Here is a 20,800-nt window from a genome sequence, read left to right as displayed (position 1 = left end):
GTGGAAAAATGAAAGAGTTACAAAGGTTAGAGATGTATCATGAAGAAATTAAAAAGGGAATTTCAGTTGTTATGTTCTCTGCTGATTGGTGTCCGGATTGTCGAGTCATTGAACCATTTTTGCCTGAGGTGGAAGCTAAATTTTCAAACATGACGTTTTTCTATGCGAATCGAGATGAGTTTATCGATTTATGCGCTCAATTAGATGTGTTTGGGATTCCAAGCTTTCTTGTTTATCGAGATGGTGAGGAAATCGCTCGCTTTGTGAGTAAAGACCGAAAAACACAAGAGGAAATCGAACAGTTTTTATCTTCGGTCTCTGAATAAACGAAGTTTTGGTCGTTGCTTTAGTATCGTTTGATACTAAAGTAACGGCTTTTCTTTTTATGGTGAGTTCAAGCTTTTCTATTTTCTGCTCTGGGATGTTACAATAATAATGATAGGAGGCGTGTAAGTTGGAAATCGCGAAATTAAAACAATTGGTAACCGAAAAATTAGAAAGATCAGACCGGTCTGTATCATATGATAGAAAAGAACAAGTACTCCGTATTGAGAATCAGAAAAATAAAAAAGGTGTTTCACTTGCATTAAGACCGTTATTGGCTAAATATGAGACGAAAAAAGAGGCAGCGCTAGAGGAAGCGATCCGTTATGTAAATCATGCATTAGAGGCAATGGGGCAAGACATAACACTTGCAGGGAAAGAAAAGCAGATTTTCCCAGTTATCCGTTCGACCTCTTTTCCGGAAACAACGAAAGATGGAAAACAGCTTATTTTTGCAGAGCATACTAGTGAAACAAGAATTTATTACTCAGTTGATCTTGGTCATTCCTATGTTTTACTTGATGAAGAGATGATTAACAACGCAAATATAACAAAAAACGATATTATGGAAATGGCCCAATTTAATATGAGATCATTACCTATTGAACTTAAAGAAGATATTGTTGCAGGAAACTCATTTTATTTTGTGAGTACAAAAGATGGATATGATGCAAGTCGGATTTTAAACGAAGCGTTTCTTGCAAAAATGCAACTTGATATGAAAGGAAAGATGGCGGTTGCCGTTCCACATCAAGATGTATGTATCATTGCTGATTTGGTCAACGATACCGGCTATGATGTTCTTGGTCAAATGACGTTTCAATTTTTTAACCAAGGAAATAATCCGATTACAGCGTTACCATTTTTATATGAAAATGGTGAATTAGAACCTACCTTTATATTAGCGCAAAGAAAACCAAAGAAAGACTGATATAAGAGGAATTATATGGTACAATAAATACAATTAAGACTCAGCATCGAGGTTGTCCCATAAAGGTTAGCTACCTTTTGGAACAACCTTTTTTTAAAAAAGGCTGCTCTCGTAAAAAGTATGCGAGTCTTTAAAAAGAGGAATTTGAAAGAGTGATTACATATGGCCATCCAAAATTGGTTTAAAAAAATACAAGAGCTAATGTTTCAAAAAGATGAAAGCTCTTTTGAAGACGGTAATCCGAAAACGTTCAAAGGTCGACTAGAAGCTGATGGACGTAACACGACACCGAAAATGATTACACATTACCCTAAGCAAGGGAAATTCCGATTTCCTCTCATTGAAGATGGAGAACAAAAAAGAGAAGTTTCAACTGCCAAACCGAAAAAAAGTCGCACGAGTAGACAACAAGAAAGATCAACGGTGAATGAAGAAACACACGGAACAGGCAAACAAAGAGAAAAGTTTACTGGAACACAATTTAAAGCAAGAGACATTCCTTCGCCTGTTTATGGTTATAAACAACGTGAAAAAGAAAGTATTCCTTATTTAAAACAAGAATCAATACAGTTTCCTGAAATCCATCTTGAAACATCGGTGGTTGAAGAGGACAAGCCTTTTTCTGCTTATCATGAAGACATTTCTTCTTCTACAGTAGAAGTTCCGGAAACAACAAAAGAAAAAGTGCAAGCTTTTTCCGAGGAATTATTGCAAGAAAGTTGGAAAGAAGCAGAAGAAAGTAAGCTAGTAGTAGAAGAGAGCGAAGATGAGGAAATAAGAATAATCGAAAAAGAAGAAATGGAAGAATTAACGGTTCAAGAAAAACCTTATATTCCAAAGAAACGTTCACAAACAGAGGACAAACCACAACTAGCAACAGTGACACAACCGAAAAAAAGCTCGGTACCATTTAATGTATTAATGTTACCTTCTGACAAACAAAAGGTGAATCAGAAAAAAAACAACTATGAGTTTCCGACGATTCAGCTATTAGCGATTCCGCCTCGTTTTGAAGATGAAGGTCAAGAGTGGCTACATGAACAATCGAAATTATTAGAAGTGACTTTACAACACTTTAATGTAAATGCCAAGGTCGTTCATGTGACAAAAGGGCCTTCTGTAACTAGATTTGAGATTCAACCGGCACCGGGTGTGAAAGTGAGTAAGATTACAGGTTTAACTGATGATATTAAACTATCATTAGCTGCAAAAGATATTCGTATGGAAGCACCGATCCCTGGAAAAAATGCGATAGGAATTGAAGTTCCCAACATGGTAAGTAAACCGGTGTTTTTACGTGAAATAATAAGAAGGAGAGAATTTCAAGAAAAACGTTCTCCTTTAACAGTAGCACTAGGACTCGACATTTCTGGTCAGCCTGTTATTACAGATTTGAACAAAATGCCGCATGGGCTAGTTGCGGGGGCAACAGGTTCAGGGAAGAGTGTTTGTATCAATTCGATTTTAATCAGCTTGCTTTATAAAGCGACACCAAGTGAAGTGAAACTATTACTAATCGACCCTAAAATGGTAGAGTTAGCTCCTTATAATGAATTACCACATCTTGTTACACCGGTTATTACCGATGCAAAACAAGCAACAGCAGCATTGAAATGGGTCGTACTTGAAATGGAAAGAAGGTATGAGCTTTTCTCCCAGCGCGGTGCTCGTGATATTAGTCGGTATAACGATTTATATTCAGAAGGAGATACACCGGCTTTGCCGTATATCGTTGTAGTGATCGATGAATTGGCGGATTTGATGATGGTGTCGCCACAAGATGTGGAGGATGCGATTTGTCGAATTGCCCAAAAAGCGAGAGCATGTGGAATTCATTTGTTATTAGCAACACAAAGACCATCAGTTGACGTTATCACAGGATTAATTAAAGCCAATGTTCCAACACGAATTGCATTTTCTGTTTCATCACAAGTTGACTCTAGAACGATCATTGACATGTCAGGAGCAGAACGGTTGTTAGGAAAAGGGGATATGTTATTCCATGAAAATGGAACGTCCAAACCAATTCGAGTGCAAGGGACATTTGTATCTGATGATGAAATTGAACAAGTCCTTTCTTTTGTTAAAGAACAAATGCCACCAGACTATATACTAGAAAATGAACATCTCGTAAAAGTACAAGAAGGTGTAGAACAAGAAGATGAATTGTTTGAAGAAGCTTGTTATTTTGCTATTGAACAAGAAGGGGCATCAGCCTCTAGTTTACAAAGACGGTTTCGTATAGGATACAATCGCGCGGCTCGATTAATTGATATGATGGAGGCACAAGGAATTGTTTCAGAAGCGATGGGAAGCAAACCAAGAAACGTACTCGTATCCATACAAGATTTTGAAGACAGATTTCATGAAGCTGATGTAAAGTAGGACTGCTTGTTTTCTTAAGCTTGATTTTATAAGATAGAAGTAGAAAATAGAAAAGCCATAGTCGTAGCTCATATACGCATAGGCGATAATGGATAGGCAAGGAGCATAGGGATGAAGGAAATCGAACTGAAATTGCAAGGGAAAATTAAACGTTTGACAAACAAAACGTTTAAATTTGATGAACGTGTGTCAGAAGGTTGGTTTTCAGCCGTTTACTTTTTAAAAACAAGGAAAATTGTAGAAAAGTATCGTCAAGAAAATATAGTAACGATGCAGTTTTTCCAAAAAACAAATGCCATATTGTGTGGGACTGACGAAGTGATTGCGTTAATCAAAACGTTCGCCAAAGATCCTGAAACGTTAGAGATTCGTTCACTTAAAGATGGTGATAAAATTAAACCATTTGAAACAGTCCTAACTGTTACTGGCCCCTATCAGAACTTTGGTTTTTTAGAAGGAGTCATCGATGGAATTTTTGCGAGACGAACGTCTGTCGCTACGAATGTGTATAAAGTAGTCAAAGCGGCAAGAAAGTCTGGATTTCAAAAACCCGTTATTTTTATGGGGGACCGTGATGACCATTTTACTCAGCAATCTGGAGATGGATATGCTGCCTTTATTGGTGGGTCGCAAGCGCAAGCAACACATGCGATGAACGAATGGTGGGGGAAAAAAGGAATGGGAACGATGCCCCATGCGCTTATTCAACTGTTTGAAGGGGATGTTGTTGCTGCAACACAAGCATATAAAGAAACATTTCCTGAAGATGATTTAATGGCTCTTGTTGATTATAATAATGACGTTGTTACAGATGCCTTAAAAGTCGCACGTGCTTTCGGTGAAGAGTTAAAGGGTGTTCGTGTTGATACATCACGAACGATGGTGGACCAATACTTTTGTCGAAATCCAGAGATTATGGGTGCCTTTGATCCGCGTGGTGTCAATCCACAGCTTATTTTTGCCTTGCGTAATGCACTCAATAAAGAAGGGTTTACACATGTGAAAATTATTGCAACAGGCGGATTTACAGCAGAACGAATTAAAGAATATGAAGAAGAAAATGTTCCGGTTGATATTTATGGTGTGGGCAGCAGTTTATTAAAAATTAATATTGGGTTTACAGGTGATAATGTTTTACTAAACGGAGAGCCACAAGCAAAGGCTGGACGTCGTTATAATGATAACCCTCGCTTAGAATTAGTGGAATAATTGAAAAGGAATCATGGCCTATGTTTATTAGGGAACTTTAATGTCCTTGAAAAAACATAGGTCTTTTCTTGTTTAAATGTGCATATACTGGTGGATGGGATAACCGAATCAAAAATCGGTTGTTTTTCTCTTTTCTAATTTCTGCTATAATAAAAAAATGTATGAAAACAATACTGTAGTCATTACATAAAATGAGTATCATGTTAGACTATATCAAGATTAGTATGGAGGTCCAGTCTATGACTGTTTACCACTTTATAGGAATTAAAGGTTCAGGAATGAGTGCACTTGCTCAAATCCTGCACGACATGAATGAAACGGTCCAAGGTTCTGATGTAGAAAAAAGATTTTTTACTCAAAAACCTCTAGAAGAAAAAGGAATAGACATTCTACCTTTTCATGAAAAAAATATTGAACAAGGGCAAACAATAGTTGCTTCCGCTGCATATAAAAGTGACCATGATGAAATAAAAAGAGCGGCAGAATTAGGGATTGAGGTTTATCCTTACCCAACGTTTTTAGGAGAATTCATTAAAAACTTTACGAGCATTGCTGTCACAGGTTCTCATGGGAAAACATCGACAACTGGCTTACTCTCTCATGTACTTGGTTCCGCTCATCCTACTTCCTTTTTAATTGGAGATGGAACAGGAAAAGGACAAGAGGATAGTAAATATTTTGTCTTTGAAGCATGTGAATATCGTCGTCATTTTTTAAATTATCATCCTGATTACTGTATTATGACAAATATCGATTTTGATCATCCTGATTATTTTAAAGATGTAGAAGATGTTTTTTCGGCATTTCAAGAAATGGCAAAGCAAGTGAAAAAGGGAATTATTGCTTGTGGTGACGACCAATATTTACAAGGGATCCATGCCAATGTTCCTGTTGTTTTTTATGGTTTTGGAGAACATAATGATTTTCAAGCTAGAAATTTAACCGTTACAAGCACAGGGTTGTCCTTTGATGTATTTGTACGTCATCATTTTTACGGGACATTTTCGATTCCAGGCTATGGAAAACATAATGTATTAAATGCCCTTTCTGTAATTGCGTTATGCCATTATGAAAATGTGTCTGCTGATATATTAAAAGAAAGCTTAGCGAGTTTTGGTGGTGTGAAACGTCGTTTTAGTGAAACAAAAATAGGATCACAAATTTTAATTGATGATTATGCGCACCATCCTACTGAAATTTTCGCGACGATAGAGGCGACAAAACAAAAATACCCTGACCGTGAAGTTGTCGCTGTTTTTCAGCCACATACATTTACGAGAACAAAAACATTTTTACATGAGTTTGCAGAAAAGTTAGGGCAAGCAGACAAAGTGTATTTATGCGAAATCTTTGGTTCGGCAAGAGAAAACAATGATAGTCTTTCCATTGAGGACCTTCGTTCTTTAATTGAGGGTGCTGATTTAATAACAGAAGAAACGGTCTCAACATTAACGGCTCATACGAATGGTGTTATTTTATTTATGGGGGCTGGCGATGTTCAGAAATTCCAAAATGCCTATCAACAAGTCATTACATCGTAGGTTATGAATCAGACTAAAAAGAAAGACAAAGACATGGCGATTAGTACAATACTTGGCTGGGGAGCCGAACTCGTATTATATTTTCCAAGACTTATTATTGGTTTATGGAAAAGTATGTTTAATAAACTGAAGAAGAAAACAATAAAAAAAGAAAGGGGTTGTGCGAAAATGCACGACCCCTTTCTTCACATATAAAAAGCATAAAAATTATGGTATAGCAATGAAGTTTTAAAAGCTTATTCTATACTTGAAAGAAAAAACGCTCTCATGTTTTTCTTTACTTTAAGTTTTCAGGGTTTAAACATTGCAGTTCATCAATAACAAAGCGACCGTCTTTTCGAATTAAGACATCGTCAAAATAAAGTTCGCCGCCACCGTATTCTTCTCTTTGGATTAAAACGATGTCCCAATGGATGGCAGAATTGTTGCCGTTTGAAGCATTATCATATGTTTGACCAGGTGTGAAATGAATACTACCATCTATTTTTTCATCAAATAAAGTATCTTTCATTGGATGAAGAATAAATGGATTTACACCGATAGCAAACTCTCCGATATATCTAGCACCTTCGTCTGTATCTAAAATATGATTAATACGGTCTGTATCATTTGCTGTGGCATCCACAATTTTTCCATCTTTAAACGTAAATGAAATATTCTCGTAAACAAATCCCTGGTATGGGGACTGAGTATTATACGTTATTGTTCCATTTACTGAATCTTTAATCGGGGCAGTGTATACTTCGCCATCAGGAATATTATATTCACCTGCACATTTAATTGCAGGGATATCTTTAATGGAAAAAGTAAGGTCTGTGTTTGGCGCAACGATCCGGACTTTGTCGGTTTTATTCATTAACGCAACAAGAGAATCCATCGCTTTGTCCATTTTTCCGTAGTCTAAATTACAAACATTGAAGTAAAAGTCCTCAAATGCTTCTGTACTCATATCTGCTAATTGAGCCATGGATGATGTAGGGTAACGTAACACACACCATTTTGTTTTTGGTACACGAATTTCACGGTGAACAATCGTTCCAACGGTTTTGCTATGTAACGCCATTTTATCGCCTGGAACATCACTTAATTCCGAAATATTATTTCCTGCTCGAAGACCGATATATGCATCCATTTCTTTCATGACCGTAGCTTCAAACTCGGCTGTTTTTTTCAATTGCTCTTCCGATGCCTCTAGCAGTAATGCTCGATCTACTTGGTGGTCTTTAATGGACACGAATGGAATCCCACCAACTTGATGAGCTTCTTTCACTAAAGCTGTTACGAGTTCACGCTCTAGTCCGAAATTTTCAATTAACACTTTCTCACCTTTTTGAAGTTTTACTGAGTATTGAATTAAATTACGAGCTAACGTTTCAATTCTTGGATCTCTCATAGTTGTTACCTCCTCACAACATTTCCTTTTTATTCTATACTATTTCATGACATTATAATAGTCGTATACATAGAAGTTGTTGCAGGAGTTTGAAATGTTATCTAGAATGGAAATACAAGCTTCCTTGTTTAAAAAGGATAGAATATGGGTACATAGCAGTATAGAGGAGGTGGACAGTCAGTGTATCTAATTGAAATAAGTGTCGCAATTATTGCAATTGCTTTTGTTGTATTAGTCATTTATATTGCAAGAACATTAAAAGCGGCGACAAAAACACTTGAACATACAGCAACAACGATGGCCAGTTTAGAACAACAGCTTCAAGGTATAACAAAAGAAACAGAACAGCTCTTACATAGAACAAACGAATTAGCTGATGATATTCAAGCAAAATCAGAAGCATTACATTTCGTTTTTGATTCTGTACGTGATGTAGGTGAATCAGTACAACAAGTGAACCAATCTTTACGTCGGGTTTCAAATACGGTTGTACAACAAACAGAAAAACAGTCTGATAATATCGCTCAAGTTGTGCAATGGGGCAATGTTGCCATTGATTTATATAGTAAATGGAAGGCAAGAAAAGGAAAAGTAGAAACAGAAGTTACATATTCTATGAAGGAGGAGAAAGAATAATGGGAGATATGAATACGAAAGACTTTTTAATTGGTTCATTAATTGGAGGAATTGTTGGAGCATCTGCAGCTTTATTACTTGCTCCTAAATCAGGGAAAGAATTGCGTCAGGATATTACAGAGCAAGCACAATATGCAAAAGAAAAAACATCAGAACTAACGTCAACCGCTTATCAAAAAGGAAATGAATATGCGTCTCTTGCAAAAGAAAAGTCTAATAATGTAGCAAAAGTAATTTCCGAGCAGTCAAATCAAGTATATGACAAGGTAAAAGAAGTAAAAGGTCAAGTGACTGACGATATTAAAAAAGTAAGAAAACAAGCTGTCGGGTATAAAGATGATCTCGTTTCTGAAGTAACTGACAGTAAAGAGGAAGTAGCACAAACTGTACAAAATGAAGTGGAAAGTATTCAAAATACGATAAAAGAAGAAACTGAAAAAAGAGATAAAGTGCTACAAGACAAATAAAGGAGATTTCGATGAGTATTGTTAAAATATCTAGCCAAGAAGAGTTTGACCAAGTGAAAAAAGAACATGAAAAGTTTATATTATTTAAAAACAGTACAACTTGTCCGATTAGTGAAGCTGCATTTGAAGAATTTAATGCTTTTGCAACGGCTAATGACACATTACCATTGTATTATTTAAATGTGCAAGAGGCTCGGCCATTATCGAATGCAGTGGCAGAGCAATATGGTGTTAAACATGAATCACCACAGGCGCTATTGTTTAAAGGAAATGAGATTGTATGGAACCAATCTCATTGGAAAATTACATTATCAGTACTTGAACAACAATGGAATGCATAAAAAGAAAGCGAACACTCCAAATAGAGTGTTCGCTTTTTTTATTATAAGATAAGAAAATATAAAAATTTTGGTCTAGCAGTGGAGCTTTGAAAGCTTTTTCTAGAAGAGCGAAGGAGCCGCACTACGCTTGAAAGAAAAGACGCTCTGGCGTTTTCTTATATAGTTGAAACTAGTTTGACTTCGAGCTTATCACCCGTTGTAATCGGTTCAATAAAGGTGGATTCTTTTCCGTTTTTCAATATAATTAAACGTTTATTTAAATTCACATCGATTGTAAAATCAACATGGCGGAATACATCTTGAAAGATAAACGGTTCATCTTCTAAAGTTTCCAAATGAAGCTCATCGTGATTGTATATCGGGTCCATCTCACGTAATATGACTTCATTTCGTTTTAATTGGTATTTAGGTTTTGTAATAGTAACTAAAGAATCATTAAAAAAAACAGATATTGAAGAATTAGGTTGAACCGATAAAGCCTCAAACACATCTTGCATTGTCGGAATCGATTCATTTTGTTTTTCATTTATAATCGAGTCCCCAGGTTCGATTGACGTTGTTAAATCCGCTTTTTTATCATTTTTTAATAAAATGTTTTGCTGAGATGGTAAAAGAACACTTTCATGATTCACAGTTACAGTAAAGTCTGAAAAATTTTCTTTACGTTCTTCTGGCATGACCAAATTAAAAACATCTTCGATTGTCTCTGGAAATTTGACTACAATATCATCTCTTTCAGCTACAACCGTCTCAAGGGAAGCAAGTTTGTTATTAATATAAACAAGTGCTGGTACATCAATTTGTTTTTTGTTTACATAAATCGTCATTGTTGGACTATCAATTAAGTCTAAAATCGTAGCTGTTGCATCGGCTCCATTTTGTCCTTTTTCCACGAAAATAGAATCATTGGCACAAAGTGGAGATTGCAATGTTACGTGTTCACCGTTTTTCGTTAACAACGGTGGAGTACCATGTTCTCCAGGAATAGAAATCAGTCTACCGTTCACTTTTAACATAAGAGCAAGACCAGGTTTGCCATATAATTTGGATAGTTCAATTCCTGCAGCGAGTAAGCCGTCCCCAACTGTAAGCTGTTTAATGTCAAAAAGACGAACAGGCATATCATTAACAGTAATACTAATATACTCGATTGGACTTTCTTTGGAAGCGATAGCAATACCAATCGGGGTGACAAGCTCTGGTCCAGCTTCCACCTTATCCGTTGGTTTAAGCGTCTTAATCGCATCAATGCCTCGAATCGCAACTCGATTTTCAGGTAATTGTAATTTCTCAGCAAGTAATTTCCCTAGGTTTGGAGTCATGCTTCCTCCACCAACAAGCATAACGGCCTTAGGAGGTTTTTGATTTAGTTCGATAATTTCTGTTGTAATGGCAGTAGCTAATTCATTAATGGTAGATTCAATAGCCGTGACCATATCTTCTTTTTTATATTCGGTTTCAAATCCTAAAATATCGGTGATTGTTACGACATCTTGTTCTGATAACTGACGTTTTACGACTTCAGCATCAGGAAAGTCGAGCAAATAATGATCACTTAAAGCTTCGGTTACTTCATCTCCAGCTACAGGAACCATTCCATAGGCAACAATTGTTCCCTCATCTGTAATTGCAATGTCTGATGTTCCCGCTCCAATGTCAACTAATGCAACATTTAATCTACGCATTGACGGGGGAATGAGCACATTAATCGCAGCGATTGGTTCAAGCGTAAGAGCTTCAAGTTCTAAGTTAGCGCGACTAAGAGCAGCAATTAATGATTCAACGACAACTTTAGGAAGAAACGTAGCAATTACTTCGACAGTAGCTGTTGTTCCTGTTTGGTCAACTAAACTTCCAATTCGTTCTCCATCTAGCCGGTAATCTAATACTGAATAGCCGACACAAAAATAGTTAAAACTTTTTTGCTCATCAAACTCTTGGGCAAGTTCAAATTGAGCTTGTTGAACAGCACTCAATTCAAGATGAAGAATATCATCCCGGTTGACTAAGACTTGTCCTGAAAGAGACAAGTCTACTTTTGCTCTTTTTGTTTTTAAAGACCGTCCAGCAGCAGCAACACAAACTTTTTTTAATTTACCATGTCTTGCTTCTAATTTATCTTTAATTTTAATGATCGTTTCGGCAACCGATAATACATTATGAATTTGTCCATCAAGCATAGAACGTTCGTTGTGTTCAAGGATTTCAATATCTAAAATTTCATACATATCATTGTCAGATTGTTGCAACAGTAAACCAACAATCGAACGAGTTCCTATATCTAATGAAAAAATTGGTGTTGTCACATTGTCTTTCATCTATAACACCTTCTTTGCAAAAATTAATAAATATAATAAAATTGTAATATAAAAATGTTCGGAATCATAGTCTTTATGTAGCAAAACACTTTAGCGCTTAAAAGCGTTTAGGCAATAAAGAAAAAAGTCGTGACATTCAAGCTTTTATCGTTTATAATAATCCCTAATCACTAGAATGTATCATAAAAATTTTATTTTGAGAAATTTTTGCAAAACTCAAATAAAGAAAAAAAGAGGAGAGTGGAGAACATGAGTAATGAGTTAGAAGCGTTACGAACGAAATTAGACGAGGTTAATTTACAGTTATTAGAGTTAATTAATGAGCGAGCGAGTATTGTACAAGAAATTGGTAAAGTGAAGGGCAAACAAGGTGTTAATCGCTTTGACCCAGTCCGTGAAAGAGATATGTTAGATTTAATTGCAAAACACAATAAAGGACCATTCGAAACCCCTGCCATTCAACATTTATTTAAACAAATTTTCAAAGCTAGCTTGAAATTACAAGAAGATGATAATAAAAAAGTATTACTCGTTTCTCGTAAAAATCAAGCTGAGGATACGGTTGTTGACTTAAAAGGAGAAACTGTTGGGGATGGAGTCCAACGTCTAGTTATGGGGCCATGTGCAGTTGAAAGCTATGAACAAGTCGCTGCTGTTGCAAAAGCGATGAAAGAACAAGGGGTAAGACTACTACGTGGAGGCGCATTTAAACCAAGAACATCCCCATATGACTTCCAGGGGCTTGGGCTAGAAGGCTTAAAAATATTAAAGCAAGTCGCAAAAGAGTATGATATGGCTGTCATTAGTGAAATTGTAAAACCTGAAGATATTGAATTAGCGTTAGATTATGTCGATGTTATTCAAATTGGGGCAAGAAACATGCATAATTTCGAATTATTAAAAGTGGCTGGTTCAGTCGATAAGCCTGTCTTATTAAAACGAGGATTATCAGCGACGATTGAGGAATTCATCAATGCAGCAGAATATATTATTTCAAAAGGCAATTCAAATATTATGCTATGTGAGCGTGGAATTCGAACATATGAAAAAGCAACGAGAAATACACTTGATATTTCAGCTGTTCCGATTTTAAAGAAAGAAACACATTTACCGGTAATGGTGGATGTAACACACTCAACAGGACGTAAAGATTTATTACTTCCTACTGCAAAAGCTGCGTTGGCCATCGGTGCTGATGTTGTTATGGCAGAAGTCCACCCAGACCCAGCTGTTGCTTTATCAGATTCAGCGCAACAAATGAATATTAATGAATTCAATGAGTTTATATCGCAATTACGTGAGTCAGGATTGTATAAATTATAAAAGCTAAATATGGAAAGCCTAAAGTTGAACACTCAGCTTTAGGCTTTTTTTAAAAGATAAGATAAAAATTTTGGTATAGCAATGAAGCTTTGAAAGCTTATTCTAGAAGAGCGAAGGCTGCGAACCTGCGCGTTTCACCCCAAGAAAAGCACTTGGGGTTCACTGTTAAAAGCGGGCAGGGCTCCCCACTTCGCTTGAAACGAAAAGACGCTCCGCGTTTTTCTTACGTCAAGGAAGGGCAAATTTTAACAAGTTTCAACAACATTTCCAAATAAGTTTTTAACAAAGTATGAAAATAATTATGAAAACTGTCGATATAAGTAACGTAAGAGATTGCCCTCCTTGAAAATGTATCGTATGATAACTGTACAATCATTTTCTAACTAAAGTCATGTATTTTATAAGATAGAGGAGGATCATCTTGAATACAACAATTTATGATGTAGCGAGAGAAGCAGGAGTTTCCATGGCAACTGTGTCACGTGTAGTGAATGGAAATCCGAATGTAAAGCCAGCCACAAGAAAAAAGGTCGTTGATGCGATTGAGCGTTTAGGTTATCGACCAAATGCAGTTGCAAGAGGACTAGCCAGTAAAAAAACAACAACTGTTGGTGTCATCATTCCAGACATATCAAGCATCTTTTTTGCTGAACTAGCTCGTGGTATCGAGGATATTGCCACAATGTATAAATATAATATTATTCTTTGTAACTCTGACCAAAACAAAGAAAAAGAAATTCATTTATTAAATACATTGTTGGAAAAGCAAGTAGACGGAATTATCTTTATGGGAGCGCAAATTCGAGAAGAGCTAGCAGAGCAACTCAAACGCTCACCTGTCCCTGTTGTATTAGCTGCAACATTGGATAAGGATCAGGATGTTCCATCTGTTGTTATCGATTATAAACGAGCGGTTTATGATGCGGTGACACATTTGATTAATAAAGGACATACGAAAATTGGAATGTTGTCTGGTTCGTTAGAAGACCCAGTAAACGGATACCAGAAATTTGCTGGCTATCGTGAAGCCATTGAATCAGCAGGATTACCATTTGATGAAAATTTTGTCAAAATTGGTGATTACACGTATGATTCTGGAATTGAAGCGATGGAAAGCTTTATTGAAATGGAAAATAAACCAACCGCTATCTTTGCAGCAACAGATGAGATGGCATTAGGAATCATTCATGGAGCACAAGATAAAGGTTTCCATGTTCCTAATGATTTTGAAGTGATTGGATTCGATAATACGCGTTTGGCGACGATGGTGAGGCCGACATTATCTACTGTCGTTCAGCCGATGTATGATATTGGTGCTGTTTCTATGCGTTTATTAACAAAATATATGAACAAAGAGGAAGTTAGTGACCATATTGTCGTACTACCACACCGTATTGAGCTTCGCAATTCGACATCTAATGCGTAACGTATAGCGAATACAAGGTAGGGAGAGAGAAATGAAAAAGTTCGATAGTCTGACTTTAGTAGGAATAGTATTAGGTTTTATTGTATTAATGTTAGCTGTATTATCTAACTCTGGTATTTCAGGGGTCATTTATTTTATCCAAGTAGCATCGATTCTTATTGTATTTGGTGGAACCGTTGCTGCGACATTAATTAACTTTTCATGGGCCGATGTAAAAACACTTCCGCGTGTATTTAAAGAAGCTTTTAATCAAAATCCACAAGATATTGGTGATTTGATAAATACATTTGTCGAGCTTTCAGGACGAGCTCGTCGAGAAGGGTTGCTTGCACTTGAAGCTGGTGTTGAAGAAGTAGATGACCCGTTTATTAAAAAAGGAGTATTGTTAGCAGTTGATGGAATTGAACCTGATGTAATTAAAGACATTATGATGGCTGAAGTTCTTGCTATGGAAGAAAGACATCGAAAAGGACGAGCAATCGTTTTAAAAATGGGAGAATATGCTCCTGCTTGGGGAATGATTGGAACATTAATCGGACTTGTCATTATGCTACAAAACTTAAATGACCCTTCTACTCTAGGACCTAGTATGGCGATAGCGTTATTAACAACATTATATGGAACAGTATTAGCGAATCTTGTATTTTTACCAATGGCAGCAAAACTAGAAAATAAAACTGACCAAGAAGTGTTTATTAAGCAAATTGTCGTTGAGGGTGTTATCGGTGTTCAATCAGGACAAAACCCGAAAATCCTTGAAGAAAAATTAAGCGCGTTTATCCCGCAAAGCAAAAAGAAAGCAGAAGAAGCTGAAGAAACGATGAACGCGGGAGCTTAATCACTTCGTAATAGAAAATAGGATGAAACTCTAGAAGATTCTCTTCTAGGGTTTTCCATTTAGGAGGGAAGATAACGATGACGATTGGAATTATTGGCGCAATGGATGAAGAAATTGCACTTTTAAAAGAAGAGATGTCGATTGAGAAAGAAGAAGTGTTTGCCTTTATTACTTTTTATGAAGGTCGTTTATTAGGGAAGCATGTGGTTGTTTGTAAATCAGGTGTGGGAAAAGTGAACGCTAGTATTACAACGCAACTCTTAATTGATAAATTTTCTGTTCAGGAAATTTTATTTACAGGAGTCGCAGGGGCACTGGATCCATCTTTACAAATTGGTGATATTGTTATCTCCACTAGTGCAATTCAACATGATATAGATGCAAGTCCACTAGGGTTTAAAAAAGGCGAAATACCGATGTTTCATCGTTCAAGTGATTTTGAAGCAGCCTCGCATCTTATTGCTCTGGCAAGTGAGGCGTCAAAGATTATGAATCGTAAAGTGGTACAAGGACGGATTGCGAGTGGAGACCAGTTCATAGCAGACGAAAGAAAAGTAAACGAAATTTATCAGCAATTTAATGCTGTTTGTGTAGAGATGGAAGGGGCGGCAGTTGCTCAAGTGGCAACGGTAAATGATGTTCCCTTTATTATTATTCGTTCGATTTCAGATAAAGCAAACGGAGAAGCACAAATGAGCTTTGAAGAATTCACAATACTAGCATCAGAGCAATCATATAACATGATAAAACATATATTGTCTAAGAAAGCGGAATAAGTGAAAACCACTATATTAGTGGCTTTCTTATGGGATAGCGTTACGGACATGTGTTCCGCTATTTATTATAAAACGTGGCTTTTATCTTTAGGTTCGGACATGTGTTCCGTTAGTTAAAGAATCTAGTGACAAAAACCTTCAATTTTATGAAAGTAACGGAATGAGTGTCCGTAAGCAACCGGTAAATGGGTTAATTTCTTAAAATAGCGGAACGAATGTCCGTTAGCCGAACTGAGTCGGTCTCGACACCTACCATTTTTGTATTCATCAAAGTCTTAAATCATTTATTGTTTTTTGATGTTCGTTCCATTTCCAAGCGAATATGGGATAGTGCCTTTGCCACTGTTTTTTTATTTTTTTCTGTTATTTCTGCTTTTCGAGGTATAGCAGGGTATAGGGGGTTAGGGTCAGCCCAAGTCGATAGTAATGGTTGACTCGCCTCAGCTTTCCACATATTTATCCATTCCTCAGGTAAGTCACCAGTTGCTAAATCGATTTGATTTGTCATTTCTAACCAAATATAAGACCATGCTCTTGGCACGACTCTCCATATATCGTAACCGCCTCCTCCGACAGCAATCCATTTACCATTACAATATTCATGTGCAAGTTGATGTGCGAGACGAGGAATTTCTTTATAAATGTTTATGGAGGCAGATAAATGTGTTAGTGGGTCATAATGATGACTATCTGCTCCATTTTGCGTCAAAATAACATCAGGTTTGAAAAATTCAACGACTTCTCGTAATGATGTTTCATAAGCTTCTAGAAAAGATTCATCTTCAGTAAAAGCATCTAGCGGGATATTAATCGAGTAACCATATCCTTGTCCATGTCCTTTTTCATTAACATGCCCTGTACCAGGGAATAAGTAACGACCTGTTTCATGAATCGACAGTGTACATATATCATTATCATCATAAAAAGCCCACTGTACTCCATCGCCATGATGTGCATCGGTATCAACATACAAGACGCGGGCATTATAATTCTTTCTCATATATTCAATGGCAATAGAACTATCATTGTAAATACAAAAGCCTGATGCCTTTCCACGGAAGCCATGGTGGAGGCCACCACCTAAATTAATAGCGTGGTTAGCTTTGTTTTCCATCACTAAATCTACAGCGGTTAAAGTCCCGCCAACTAGAAGCGCAGCGGCTTCATGCATATGAGCGAACATCGGTGTATCTTCAGTGCCTAACCCATAATTATTAGCAACCCCAATGCTTAGTTTCCCTTCACCAGCTAATTTCACGGCATCAATAAAAGCTTCATCATGAATAAGCGCAATTTCTTCATCTGTTGCCATCCTCGGAGCAACGATATCAGAGTCGGTAATCGCTTTCATTTTTTCGAGCAAATCGTAGGTGAGTGTTAAGCGTAAATGATTAAAGGGGTGGTCTTTATGAAACTGGTATTTTAATTGTTCTTTAGAGTAAATAAAGGCTGAATCCAGTTTCATAAGGTTGCTCCCGGAAAATTAGGCCATAACACTTGATAGCCTTCGTTTTCAATTTCAGCAATGATTGGACGAGGATCCATTGTTTGAACTCGGAAAACTAAAATTTTATAGCGTTTATCTTTTGAAGGGTACACTAATACACTTGTAATGTTCACATTCTTTCGTTTGAAAATGGCTGCAATTTCAGCTAACATACCGGTAATATTTTCAACTTTAACTTCAATTTGAGAGCTAGGCTGGTGTGCCCCCATTAATTTAACAATCGTATGGAGGACAAGCGACTCTGTTATAATCCCTACTAAACGATCTTCTTCAACAATAGGGAGGCAACCAATTTGATTTTGAAAAAATACAGAGGATATTTCTTCTACAAAGTCTAGCGGATGCGCCGTTAAGACGTTGCGTTTCATTATTTCTCGGATAGGAAGCTGAAAATCTTCTTTATGTTCATCCGAATGGAAAATCGAAGGACTTACATCACGGATATCACGATCAGAAATAATTCCTACAACTTCTCTTTCCTCATTTATGATTGGAACATGACGAATTTTAAATTTAGCTAGCGTTTGAATGGCCTCTTCAATCGTAGCTGTTTCTTGTAGAGTGTGCACATCTTTTATCATAATATCTTCAATAATCATAATGGGCCTCCTTAATACATAAAGCGGTTTTTAAATCGCAATTGGTCGAATTGTTGAATAGAGGTTTGATCAACTCTTTTTCCGATTCTCGCCATTAAACAATTGGCAGGGTGCGAGCAAATTTCAGGGTCATCTGTAGCATACCATTCGAGTCCACCAGCGTTCATCATTTTTTCCATGACTTTACGGTATTCCCAAACGGAAAGTCCACTACCTTTTAAATCCCAATGCCAATAATATTCCGTTGTAATAATAATATAATCTTCCATTGCATCATCAAGGACAGAAAGCTCAAGTAAGTTTTTTCCTACTTTCACTCCACGATATTCAGGTGCCACTTCTATGGCGCCTAATTCAATTAAGTTTTTCATTTGTCCTTCTGACCAACGTTCCATTGGATCTGGATAAACAAACGTAACATAACCGATAATCGTATTGCCGTCCCGAGCAATATTTATTCTTCCTTCTGGGAGATCCGCAATGCCAATTAATGCGTCTTTTTGTTTGGCAGGCGGCCGAAAAGCAACTAAACCTGAATGAAAATCAAGTTGAATCAAGTCTTCTTTTGAAATTGGACCTTCAAGGATTAGGTAACGATCCTCAAAAGGTATTTCCCTTTTAAAATATGTTTTAATATGGTTCACCAACATAACCACCTTCTATAATAAACGAGCGAAACACTGCTGTTTGAATGAAAAGTTTTCGTACTTTTATTATACAGTGTAACAATAAAAGAGATAGTTTAAAAATGGAAATGACACAAAATAGTTAAAATGCGTTAAGTTAAATGGATCAATTTCATTTTGAAAGGGAAACTTTAAGAATTGATGAAAAATTGCAAATATATTATAATATAATTCGAGACGAATACATAGTAGAGAGGAAGATGTGTAATGAAATTGCAAGCGCTTCCACCGTTAGATGGGAATTATAATTTAAAAAGCTATGAAGAGGCATGTAAATCGTTTGATTGGTCAGAGGTTGAAAAAGAGTTTTCTTGGGGGCAAACAGGAAATGTGAACCTTGCTTATGAAGCGATCGACCGTCATGCTGAGTCGGAAAGTAAAAGTAAAATTGCATTATATTATAGTGATGCAAATCGTGATGAACAATATACGTTTACTCAAATGAAAGAAATGTCTAACCGAGCTGGGAATGTACTCAAAAATGTTGGTGTGAACAAAGGGGACCGTGTATTTATCTTTATGCCACGCTCACCGGAGTTGTATTTTGCCATTTTAGGAGCCATCAAGTTAGGTGCGATTGTCGGACCTTTGTTTGAAGCATTTATGGAAGGTGCAGTTAGAGACCGGTTAGAAGATAGTGAAGCGAAAGTTCTTGTCACAACACCACAATTATTAGAGCGTGTTCCTGTGGATGACTTGCCTAATCTTGAAAAAGTATTAATTTTAGGTGATGATGTAACGGAAGATGAAACTTATATTGATTTTGGAAAGCAGGTTCAGCAAGCAAGTCCTGAATTAACTATTACTTGGGTGAACCGTGAAGATGGATTAATTCTCCACTATACGTCAGGATCAACTGGAAAACCAAAAGGGGTTTTACATGTTCATAATGCGATGATTCAACATTATCAAACCGCAAAATGGGTTTTAGATCTCCAAGAAAGTGATGTATATTGGTGCACAGCTGATCCAGGTTGGGTAACAGGTACATCATATGGTATTTTTGGTCCATGGTTAGCTGGGGCCACAAATGTTGTGCGTGGAGGAAGGTTCAGTCCTCAAGATTGGTATTCGACAATTGAAAAATATAAAATTACAGTTTGGTATAGTGCACCTACTGCGTTCCGGATGTTAATGAGTGCCGGAGATGAATTAATTAAACAATATGACTTATCAACGCTCCGTCATATTTTAAGCGTTGGTGAGCCGTTAAATCCAGAGGTTGTCCGTTGGGGAATGAAAGTGTTCTCATTACGAATCCATGATACGTGGTGGATGACGGAAACAGGAGCTCAAACAATTTGTAATTATCCGTGTATGGAAATTAAACCGGGCTCAATGGGAAAACCGTTACCAGGAGTGAAAGCAGCAATTATTGACGATAAAGGAAACGAGCTTCCACCTAATCGGATGGGGAATCTGGCCATTAAAAAAGGCTGGCCTTCCATGATGCGAACAATTTGGAATAACGAAGAAAAGTACAATAGTTATTTTGAAATAGATGGTTGGTATGTGTCTGGTGACTCGGCTTATATGGATGAAGAAGGATATTTTTGGTTCCAAGGTCGTATCGATGATGTAATTATGACATCTGGTGAACGAGTAGGTCCATTTGAAGTGGAAAGTAAATTAATCGAACATCCAGCTGTCGCTGAAGCTGGTGTTATCGGTAAGCCTGATCCAGTTCGTGGTGAAATTATAAAAGCGTTTATTGCGCTTCGTGAAGGCCATGAACCAAGTGAAGAATTAATTGAAGAAATTCAATTGTTTGTGAAAAAAGGCTTAGCTGCTCATTCCGCACCAAGAGAAATTGAATTCCGTGAAAAACTTCCGAAAACAAGAAGTGGAAAAATCATGCGTCGTGTCTTAAAAGCATGGGAACTTGACTTACCAACAGGAGATTTATCAACAATGGAAGATTAAGGTTGAATAAAAAAGAGTGGCTTTCACCAAGTGCGGTGGAATGGACCACTCTTTTTTTATTAAAAGATTTCTTAAAAAATAAGCAAACCAATAGCACGGATTAACGTGCATTTGGTTTGCTTATTTTCTCCGCCTTTAGTTAAAGAATGTGGCAAGTGTAGAAGTGAAAGTTGTTAC

At 36.8% G+C, this 20,800-nt stretch carries 18 protein-coding genes; 13 read left to right on the top strand and 5 right to left on the bottom strand.

Translation table 11 applies throughout. The features are described 5' to 3' along the window. Positions 1-8 precede the first annotated feature (8 nt). From T323_RS0101195 to murC, 5 genes are all read left to right on the top strand, one after another. Complete coding sequence (locus tag T323_RS0101195) at positions 9-326, top strand: thioredoxin family protein (RefSeq protein WP_026671657.1); 318 nt, start codon at positions 9-11, stop codon at positions 324-326. Positions 327-454: 128 nt separating this feature from the next. After that, entirely contained in the window at positions 455-1,255 is an 801-nt protein-coding gene (locus T323_RS0101190; protein ID WP_026671656.1) for a DUF1444 family protein, read from the top strand. Positions 1,256-1,417: 162 nt separating this feature from the next. Next, entirely contained in the window at positions 1,418-3,640 is a 2,223-nt protein-coding gene (locus T323_RS25595) for a DNA translocase FtsK (RefSeq protein ID WP_035177200.1), read from the top strand. Between the two features lie 111 nt (positions 3,641-3,751). Continuing rightward, the gene (locus T323_RS0101180; protein WP_026671655.1) at positions 3,752-4,849 is read left to right on the top strand and encodes a nicotinate phosphoribosyltransferase; all 1,098 of its coding nucleotides are present in this window, start codon (positions 3,752-3,754) and stop codon (positions 4,847-4,849) included. A gap of 239 nt (positions 4,850-5,088) precedes the next feature. Further along, positions 5,089-6,390: a UDP-N-acetylmuramate--L-alanine ligase gene (murC, locus tag T323_RS0101175; protein ID WP_026671654.1), complete on the top strand. Its 1,302-nt coding sequence runs from the start codon at positions 5,089-5,091 to the stop codon at positions 6,388-6,390. A gap of 277 nt (positions 6,391-6,667) precedes the next feature. Here murC and T323_RS0101165 read toward each other — a convergent pair whose 3' ends face one another. After that, complete coding sequence (locus T323_RS0101165; RefSeq protein ID WP_026671653.1) at positions 6,668-7,783, bottom strand: aminopeptidase; 1,116 nt, start codon at positions 7,781-7,783, stop codon at positions 6,668-6,670. A gap of 180 nt (positions 7,784-7,963) precedes the next feature. Here T323_RS0101165 and T323_RS0101155 point away from each other — a divergent pair, with 180 nt between their 5' ends. Genes T323_RS0101155 through ytxJ form a run of 3 tightly spaced genes read left to right on the top strand, consistent with a single transcriptional unit; the run spans position 7,964 to position 9,227 of the window. After that, positions 7,964-8,419: a DUF948 domain-containing protein gene (locus tag T323_RS0101155; protein WP_026671652.1), complete on the top strand. Its 456-nt coding sequence runs from the start codon at positions 7,964-7,966 to the stop codon at positions 8,417-8,419. Further along, complete coding sequence (locus tag T323_RS0101150; RefSeq protein ID WP_026671651.1) at positions 8,419-8,886, top strand: YtxH domain-containing protein; 468 nt, start codon at positions 8,419-8,421, stop codon at positions 8,884-8,886. Before T323_RS0101155 ends, T323_RS0101150 begins: the two co-directional genes overlap by 1 nt. 11 nt (positions 8,887-8,897) lie before the next feature. Next, positions 8,898-9,227: a bacillithiol system redox-active protein YtxJ gene (gene ytxJ / locus T323_RS0101145; RefSeq protein WP_026671650.1), complete on the top strand. Its 330-nt coding sequence runs from the start codon at positions 8,898-8,900 to the stop codon at positions 9,225-9,227. Positions 9,228-9,382: 155 nt separating this feature from the next. On the opposite strand, the gene T323_RS0101140 is transcribed toward ytxJ, so the two are convergent. Next, entirely contained in the window at positions 9,383-11,545 is a 2,163-nt protein-coding gene (locus T323_RS0101140; protein ID WP_026671649.1) for a cell division protein FtsA, read from the bottom strand. A 249-nt stretch (positions 11,546-11,794) separates the two neighbouring features. Between T323_RS0101140 and T323_RS0101135 the strand changes: the two genes are divergently transcribed. The 4 genes from T323_RS0101135 (at position 11,795) to T323_RS0101120 (ending at position 15,908) form a co-directional block, all read left to right on the top strand. After that, complete coding sequence (locus T323_RS0101135; RefSeq protein ID WP_026671648.1) at positions 11,795-12,868, top strand: bifunctional 3-deoxy-7-phosphoheptulonate synthase/chorismate mutase; 1,074 nt, start codon at positions 11,795-11,797, stop codon at positions 12,866-12,868. Between the two features lie 421 nt (positions 12,869-13,289). Then, positions 13,290-14,294, top strand: a complete 1,005-nt coding sequence (gene ccpA / locus T323_RS0101130; RefSeq protein ID WP_026671647.1) for a catabolite control protein A — start codon at positions 13,290-13,292, stop codon at positions 14,292-14,294. A 31-nt stretch (positions 14,295-14,325) separates the two neighbouring features. Next, the gene (gene motP, locus T323_RS0101125; protein WP_026671646.1) at positions 14,326-15,132 is read left to right on the top strand and encodes a flagellar motor protein MotP; all 807 of its coding nucleotides are present in this window, start codon (positions 14,326-14,328) and stop codon (positions 15,130-15,132) included. A 77-nt stretch (positions 15,133-15,209) separates the two neighbouring features. Then, positions 15,210-15,908, top strand: coding sequence for a 5'-methylthioadenosine/adenosylhomocysteine nucleosidase (locus T323_RS0101120; RefSeq protein WP_026671645.1), 699 nt, complete (start codon positions 15,210-15,212; stop codon positions 15,906-15,908). 280 nt (positions 15,909-16,188) lie between these two features. Here the strand turns inward: T323_RS0101120 and T323_RS0101115 are convergent, their stop codons facing one another. From T323_RS0101115 to T323_RS0101105, 3 genes are read right to left on the bottom strand one after another with little or no spacing between them, the layout of a single operon-like run. Beyond that, entirely contained in the window at positions 16,189-17,373 is a 1,185-nt protein-coding gene (locus T323_RS0101115) for an acetoin utilization protein AcuC (protein ID WP_026671644.1), read from the bottom strand. Beyond that, positions 17,370-18,014, bottom strand: coding sequence for an acetoin utilization AcuB family protein (locus tag T323_RS0101110; protein WP_026671643.1), 645 nt, complete (start codon positions 18,012-18,014; stop codon positions 17,370-17,372). The genes T323_RS0101115 and T323_RS0101110 overlap by 4 nt, the downstream gene beginning before the upstream one ends. A gap of 11 nt (positions 18,015-18,025) precedes the next feature. After that, entirely contained in the window at positions 18,026-18,658 is a 633-nt protein-coding gene (locus tag T323_RS0101105; protein ID WP_026671642.1) for a GNAT family N-acetyltransferase, read from the bottom strand. A 249-nt stretch (positions 18,659-18,907) separates the two neighbouring features. Between T323_RS0101105 and acsA the strand changes: the two genes are divergently transcribed. Continuing rightward, the gene (gene acsA, locus T323_RS0101100; RefSeq protein ID WP_026671641.1) at positions 18,908-20,623 is read left to right on the top strand and encodes an acetate--CoA ligase; all 1,716 of its coding nucleotides are present in this window, start codon (positions 18,908-18,910) and stop codon (positions 20,621-20,623) included. Positions 20,624-20,800 lie beyond the last annotated feature (177 nt).

The organism is Alkalihalobacillus bogoriensis ATCC BAA-922, assembly GCF_000621445.1.
In the GTDB taxonomy this organism is placed as follows: domain Bacteria; phylum Bacillota; class Bacilli; order Bacillales; family Bacillaceae_F; genus Bacillus_AO; species Bacillus_AO bogoriense.
Note: the sequence above shows the minus strand (reverse complement) of the source record. Positions and strands in the feature narration are given on the sequence as shown.

Excerpts from the sequence above, each read along its gene's own strand:
- motP (WP_026671646.1), top strand. The coding sequence starts at position 14,326 with ATGAAAAAGTTCGATAGTCTGACTTTAGTAGGAATAGTATTAGGTTTT.
- T323_RS0101120 (WP_026671645.1), top strand. The coding sequence starts at position 15,210 with ATGACGATTGGAATTATTGGCGCAATGGATGAAGAAATTGCACTTTTA.
- murC (WP_026671654.1), top strand. The coding sequence starts at position 5,089 with ATGACTGTTTACCACTTTATAGGAATTAAAGGTTCAGGAATGAGTGCA.
- T323_RS0101135 (WP_026671648.1), top strand. The coding sequence starts at position 11,795 with ATGAGTAATGAGTTAGAAGCGTTACGAACGAAATTAGACGAGGTTAAT.
- T323_RS0101115 (WP_026671644.1), bottom strand. The coding sequence starts at position 17,373 with ATGAAACTGGATTCAGCCTTTATTTACTCTAAAGAACAATTAAAATAC.
- acsA (WP_026671641.1), top strand. The coding sequence starts at position 18,908 with ATGAAATTGCAAGCGCTTCCACCGTTAGATGGGAATTATAATTTAAAA.
- T323_RS0101150 (WP_026671651.1), top strand. The coding sequence starts at position 8,419 with ATGGGAGATATGAATACGAAAGACTTTTTAATTGGTTCATTAATTGGA.
- ytxJ (WP_026671650.1), top strand. The coding sequence starts at position 8,898 with ATGAGTATTGTTAAAATATCTAGCCAAGAAGAGTTTGACCAAGTGAAA.
- T323_RS0101110 (WP_026671643.1), bottom strand. The coding sequence starts at position 18,014 with ATGATTATTGAAGATATTATGATAAAAGATGTGCACACTCTACAAGAA.
- T323_RS0101195 (WP_026671657.1), top strand. The coding sequence starts at position 9 with ATGAAAGAGTTACAAAGGTTAGAGATGTATCATGAAGAAATTAAAAAG.
- T323_RS0101165 (WP_026671653.1), bottom strand. The coding sequence starts at position 7,783 with ATGAGAGATCCAAGAATTGAAACGTTAGCTCGTAATTTAATTCAATAC.
- T323_RS25595 (WP_035177200.1), top strand. The coding sequence starts at position 1,418 with ATGGCCATCCAAAATTGGTTTAAAAAAATACAAGAGCTAATGTTTCAA.
- T323_RS0101180 (WP_026671655.1), top strand. The coding sequence starts at position 3,752 with ATGAAGGAAATCGAACTGAAATTGCAAGGGAAAATTAAACGTTTGACA.
- T323_RS0101140 (WP_026671649.1), bottom strand. The coding sequence starts at position 11,545 with ATGAAAGACAATGTGACAACACCAATTTTTTCATTAGATATAGGAACT.